We start from the raw sequence: 6275 nt of genomic DNA, 5'->3' as shown, positions 1-6275 counted from the left end.
GGCGACGATCGTGGCGCTTGCCTATCAGTATCGCGGCTATCTTCCGGCCGATCTTCTGCTGGCGATCCTCGGCCTGTTTGCCGTTCTCGGCGTGTTCTTCGTGCTGGCGGTCATGACCGGTCTGGCGGAACTGTTCCCGACGGGACGACAGAATCACTTCGCCCGGCCGTTTCTCGACCAGTACCCCGAAGCCGTGGTGATCACCGATCATCGCAACCGGCTGGTCTATGCCAATGCGGCCTATGGCCGGCTGACGGGCGCGGCCGAGCCTGCAACGCTCGATACCCTGCTTTCGGAGGAGCCGGAGAGCTCGGAAGTGCTTTATCGCCTCAGTCAGGCGGTGCGCGCCGGCCGCGACGGGCAGGAAGAGTTCCGCCTCGTCAAGCCGCTGTCAAACGGCGAGGGCCCGCGCTGGTATCGCCTGCGCGCCCGTTTCTTCCCGGTGACCGACAGCCGCGCCACGACCCGCAATTTCCACATCTGGCAGATTTCCGACATCACCGAGGAGCGCCAGGAGCAGGAACGCTATTTCCGCGAGCTGCAGAAGGCGATCGACTATCTCGACCATGCCCCGGTCGGCTTCGTGGCGGCGGATAGCGACGGCAAGGTCAGCTACATGAACGCCACGCTCGCCGGCTGGCTCGGCGTCGACCTCGCCGCTTTCGTGGCCGGCCGGATGAGATTCTCCGATCTGGCGACCGGCGAGGGCATGGCGCTTCTGACCGCGCTCGATCCCGAGCCCGGCGCGCGCGTCAGTGAACGGATCGAGGCGAACCTGAAGCTTGCGTCAGGACAGACCATGCCGGTCGTGATGCTCCACGAGGCCGTTGGCGGGCGCGAGGGCAGGGCGGGCGACAGCCGCACCGTGATCGTCAGGCGCGAGGCCGACGAGCGCGCCGGCGATGCGGCGCCCGGCCGGTTCTTCGACGATACGCCGATGGCGATCGCCACCGTCGACCGCGATGGCAGGCTGCTCACCACCAACACCCGCTTCCTCACCATGTTCGCCGATCTGGTGCGGCGCGAGGATATCGGCACGGGTACGCGCGCCGGCGGGCTGATCGATGCCGGCGACCGGCCGCGGCTGGACGAGGCGCTTGCCGCCGCCGCCGCGGGCAAGAGCGACATCGCCCCCTTCGAGGCGCGTCACTTCAGCGACGACAGCCGCCATTTCCGCTTCTTCGTCCACGCCGCCAGCGGCTCCGCCCCGGAGGCGCAGGCGCTGATCTATGTGATCGAAATCAGCGAACAGAAATCGCTGGAGGCGCAGATGGCGCGCACCCAGAAGCTCAATGCGGTCGGCACGCTCGCCGGCGGCATCGCCCATGATTTCAACAATGTGCTGACCGCGATCCTGCTTTCGGCCGATCATCTCCTGCTGCAATCGCGCGCCTCCGATCCGGAATTCGCCGATCTGGTCGAGATCAAGCGCAATGCCAACCGCGCTTCGGGCCTCGTGCGGCAATTGCTGGCCTTCTCGCGCCAGCAGACCATGCGCCCGGAGGTGGTCGATCTCAACGATGTCATCGGCGACAACCGGATGATGATCGAGCGCCTCACCGGCGGCTCGGATGTCCGCCTCACCACCGATTTCGCCCGCAATCTGTGGCCGGTGAAGACCGATCCCGGTCAGTTCGGCCAGGTGATCACCAATCTCTCGGTGAACGCCCGCGACGCCATGCCCGAGGGCGGCACGCTGACGGTGACCACCCGCAACGTGCCGGCCGCCGAGGTTGCGAGCCTCGGCCTGCGCGAGGTGCCGGAGAAGGACTTCGTGATGGTCGAGGTCGCCGATACCGGCACGGGCATTCCGCCGGAAGTGCTGGACAAGATCTTCGAGCCGTTCTTCACCACCAAGGATGTCGGCAAGGGCACCGGCCTTGGCCTTGCCATGGTCTATGGCATCGTCACCCAGTCGGGCGGCTTCCTGCACGCGGTGTCCGAGGTCGGCAAGGGCACGCGCTTCATCATCCTTCTGCCGCGCCACGTGCGCGCCGCAGGCGAGAAGGACATGGCGGAAGCCCCGAAGGACCACAAGGGCAAGCCGATCGCCGCCGCCTTCGGCGAGGGCAATGAGAGCGACAACGAGGCCCCGCGCGAGGAGGATATGGACCTCACCGGCCAGTCCGCCGTGGTGCTTCTGGTGGAAGACGAGGACGCGGTGCGCCGCTCCGGCAAGCGCATGCTGGAAATGCGCGGCTTCACCGTCTACGAGGCCGATACCGGCGTCCATGCCCTGAAGATCCTCGAAAAGCTCGAGGGCGCGGTCGATATCGTCGTGTCCGACGTGGTGATGCCGGAAATGGACGGCCCGACGCTTCTGCGCGAGGCCCGCCGCATCTATCCCGACCTCAAATTCATCTTCGTCTCCGGCTACGCCGACGACGCCTTCGCCAAAAACCTCCCCGAAGACGCCAAATTCGGCTTTCTCCCGAAGCCGTATAATCTGAAGCAGCTGGTAGCGGCCGTGTGGGAGATGATCCGGGAGGGGTGAGTTTTTTGGGGGTGGAGGAAAGTGTCGTATCCGGGGCGACTATTTGACGATAGCTTTGCGGCCTCAATTCGAACTTTCGGCGGCTCTTGAGCTTTTTCTGAAAGCAGCCGTTGGCTGCTCAACACGCAAAATTTTTTAAGAACCGGAGAGTGAAATCTTATCGCGATTTGAATAAATGTCCCTGCTAGGCGGGCAAAGAAGTGGTTGCATACAAGTGTCTCGTCGTGAAGATTAATCGTCGTCTCCACGCCTTTGTCGATCCCATGCTTCGAGAAACACACGCACAGTTTCTTTCTCTTGATCGGTAATCACCTCATTGTCTTGAACAGCTTCGAGCGCTTCTCGAAAAGCCTCAGCGTCAATGATATCTGTATCATCCCTGATTTGAGCGGTCACGTTGCGCCTAGATACACGATCACCCAGTGAACCAAAGCCACCCATGCCCATAGACCACGATTCTCCCGTCATCGCTTGCGCAAGCGCGACCAATCCTTTGGGATCGATTAGCAATGCATCCGTCAACGCTCGGACCTCAGATGGGTCATTGTCCATAAATTCCACCCACCGATGAAGGATATAGAGCAAGTCCGGATGGCCTAAGAGGGTTCCGTCTGCAGCAGCTGAGCGTATTGCGTTCAATGCGCGATCTGTAAGCTCGGGCAAGGCAGCTTCCGTAGTGAGGCGATCTTCCTCCCGTGTGGGCCGCCGACCTTCACGTTCCTGGTAATCCCCTCTGGCCGAAGACACAAAGTCCACGAGCCACCCCAATGCCGCGCCTTTGGTTGCCTCCAGATAGGCTTTGGTTCGTTCTTGAATCGTAAAACGATCTCGCGTAAGGCGCCTTATGAGCCAGTGATAGCGAAGGTTCGTGTTCGCGATCGCCCACATCCCTTTTTCTGCATCCTTTTCTTGATCAATCTCGTCATGGATTTCGAATAGCGCGCTCAGCAGAGGCTCTACTTTGGGCTTTTCGATGCGCTTGCCGTGTGTGGTAAGCTCATCAAGGTATACTGGTACCATTGACTGCCCAGTCCGTCGTTCAACTTTGGACGCCTCCCGAAAGGCGGTCTTGATGAAGTCTTGATCGTTTGCCTTCTCGATCAGTTCATCAATCTGCTGCGCCGATAAAACTTCATCACTAAGCGAAAGCCGAAAATAAGTATCAAAGTGAGTTTCGACACAGACGCGACGTTCTGCGCTCCACTCGCTTATCCACTCACTGCCGTACCCCATGCTCTCAAGCCGAGGAAACAATCTCTGTAGGGAAGTCATCGCCAGTTCGCGTCGATCTTCAGCTACCCCTTTTAGGAACGGTTCAAATTGATTTTGATCATTCCCATTCGCGTCACCCTCTTGCCTACTCCCACACACAAGATGCTTGTTTGATTTGATGGATGCGAAAAGATTTGGCTCGTATAGCCGGAGTATTTCCAATGCTACAAAATCAGCCAAATTCACTTCGCCCGCAATCGCGGGCCATGTTACGCTGATAGCATTTTGAAACCGACTGACATGTCTTGGAGAAGTGATGTGCGGCGCAACGGCGTCATAAAAGACATTCATGAAACGTACGATCTGGTCTTCGTGAGGTGACCCACAAATTTCGGAAACCGATGCCAAAACGGCATTATTGAGGTCCGTTGGAAGTGGGGATGGAAGTTCAAATCCAGCCTGTATGATCTTCTCGAGAAAGTGAGGACCTTCGGATGGGAACTTCTCCCTAACCGCCTTTTCGGCGAGTTGCCGATCAAACACCACAAGGTACATCACATTGGGCAACCGGCCCACCGACTTGATCAGTCGAAAAACGGCAAGGGCTTCGTCTGGGCTCAACCGATCTAGATCATCAATAACGACAAGAAACCGCCGATCTTGGTTAGCTAGCACTTCGGCCAGCTTTTGAAAGGTTGTTTCTAAGGTATCGCCCTTAGGAAAGAAGCGTTTTGCGAAAGCGAGTCCCCCAGTGGCCAAACCCGCCAGCGGTCCCGCAGGGGTGAGTGCGATCGCTGGGCCGATTATTGGTCCAGCCTGCAAGATTCCACGCGCCAGGCGAGGAACGAGATCTTTAACTTTGTCTTTGAGCGTCGAGCCCAGCACGGCGTTGAGGTTCTGGAGGAACGCGAGCGCCAGCGCCTCTTCGCCCCTGTACCACCAACACCTGAACTCTGTAACAACAAGCTTAGGATCATTTGTCTTTCTCAGCGCTGATCTTATCAAATTGACTGCACTGCTTTTCCCAGAACCCCACGGGCCATTTAAAGCAATTGTGGTGCCAATCGGCTCCTCGATATTCAAGATGCTTTTCGCCAGCGCGGTAGCGAACGGGGTGACACCGTACTGATCGTCTTCACTATCTTCGATTGGACTATCGTTGAAATAATTCTTCATTGCCCCCCCCCCAAAAAAAACCGTTGGAAACCGCTTTCGATAGAACTAATTCGGATTCTCAAAACAATACGCCAACAGACCCGCAGATGGCTACTTCGTAGATGTCTAATACCCTACCAGAGAAAGACAGGCCCGGACCGGGGTTGCTAACCTATCCGTAGATGATGATGTCAGTTAGTCCTAATTGGAACATGCAAGCTGCCAGTCCGCCCCGGCCCTAAATGCATGTCCCCACTGTGCTGGAATTGCACCCATCGTGGCAAGCCCAAGGATGAAGCCGAGGTGAGGGGGGTGGACACAGAAAGGCCGACCCTCAGGCCGGCCCCTGTCATCTCGCTTTACCAAAAAAATCAACCAATCACAAAACCACCCGATAAAGCGCGAACCCGTTCTCGCCATCGCCCGCCGTTTCGATCTTCGCGCCCTTCACGTCGGCGATGTATTCCGCCGCGCGCGGGCCGGTTTCGAAGGTGGCGGTGGTGCCGGGCATGGGGGCGAAGGTCCAGTTGAAATCGGCTGACGGGTTGATCGTGCCCTGGTCGACGATGTAGCGCACGATCACGTCGCGGTTGGTGTCGGGGCCGACGAACACGATCACGTCGGAATTGATATCCGGGAAATTGCCGCCGCCGCCGGCGCGGTAATTATTGGTCGCCACCACGAATTGCTGCTCGGGGTCGATCGGCTTGCCGTCATAGGAAAGATCGATGATGCGGTGGCTGTCCGGATTGGTGAGGCTGCCGTCCTTGGCGTAGCGCGCCGGCTTCGACAGGTCGATCTGGTAGGTCACGCCGTCGATGATGTCGAAATTATAGGACGGGAAATCCGGGTTCAGCAGCGGGGCGTCGGTCGCGCCCGGTTCGATCTGGTTGAACATGCCGGCCGACATTTCCAGCCACTCGCGCACCTGCGCCCCGTTGATCAGCACGGCGCGGGCGGTGTTGGGATAGAGGTAGAGGTCGGCGACGTTCTTGATGGCGATGTCGCCGGCCGGGACCTCGGTATAGTAATCCGGACCGCCGCGACCGCCGGCCTTGAAGGGCGCTGCGGCGGAAAGCACGGGGAAGTCCTTGTATTCCGTGTCCTTCAGCATGTCCTTCGTGTACCAGGTCTGCGCCTGTGAGACGATCTGCACGGACGGGTCGTCGGCCACCAGCGCGAAATAGGATTGCAGCGGCGCGGATGTCTTGCCGACCGGGGTGCGGACATAGTCCAGCGTCGCCTCGTGATCGGCCTCGGCGGCGGCGATCACCGCCGCGTCGCTTTCGACATCGGCGACCACCTTGCGGTCCTCGGTGCGGTGGTAGATCGGCCGCGCCTCGGTGGTGAAATCGACGATTTTCCAGCTGTCGCCGTCCTTTTCCAGAAGCAGGTCGATCAGGCCCATATGCGA

General features: G+C 59.2%; 3 protein-coding genes. 1 reads left to right on the top strand and 2 read right to left on the bottom strand.

Annotation, left to right across the window (positions count from 1 at the left end; all coding sequences use genetic code 11):
• Positions 1-2494 (top strand): cell cycle histidine kinase CckA (gene cckA, locus B4E36_RS01240; protein WP_345899879.1); only part of this gene is annotated, 2494 nt, incomplete at its 5' end.
• Between the two features lie 231 nt (positions 2495-2725).
• Here cckA and B4E36_RS01235 read toward each other — a convergent pair.
• Together B4E36_RS01235 and B4E36_RS01230 are read right to left on the bottom strand one after the other, a co-directional pair.
• Entirely contained in the window at positions 2726-4882 is a 2157-nt protein-coding gene (locus B4E36_RS01235; protein WP_292058521.1) for a KAP family P-loop NTPase fold protein, read from the bottom strand.
• 358 nt (positions 4883-5240) lie between these two features.
• On the bottom strand, positions 5241-6275 hold a 1035-nt coding region (locus tag B4E36_RS01230), incomplete at its 5' end, for a 5'-nucleotidase C-terminal domain-containing protein (RefSeq protein ID WP_345899878.1).

Origin of the sequence: Martelella sp. UBA3392 (assembly GCF_002358775.1) — a bacterium.
Taxonomy (GTDB): domain Bacteria; phylum Pseudomonadota; class Alphaproteobacteria; order Rhizobiales; family Rhizobiaceae; genus Martelella; species Martelella mediterranea.
Note: the sequence above shows the minus strand (reverse complement) of the source record. Positions and strands in the feature narration are given on the sequence as shown.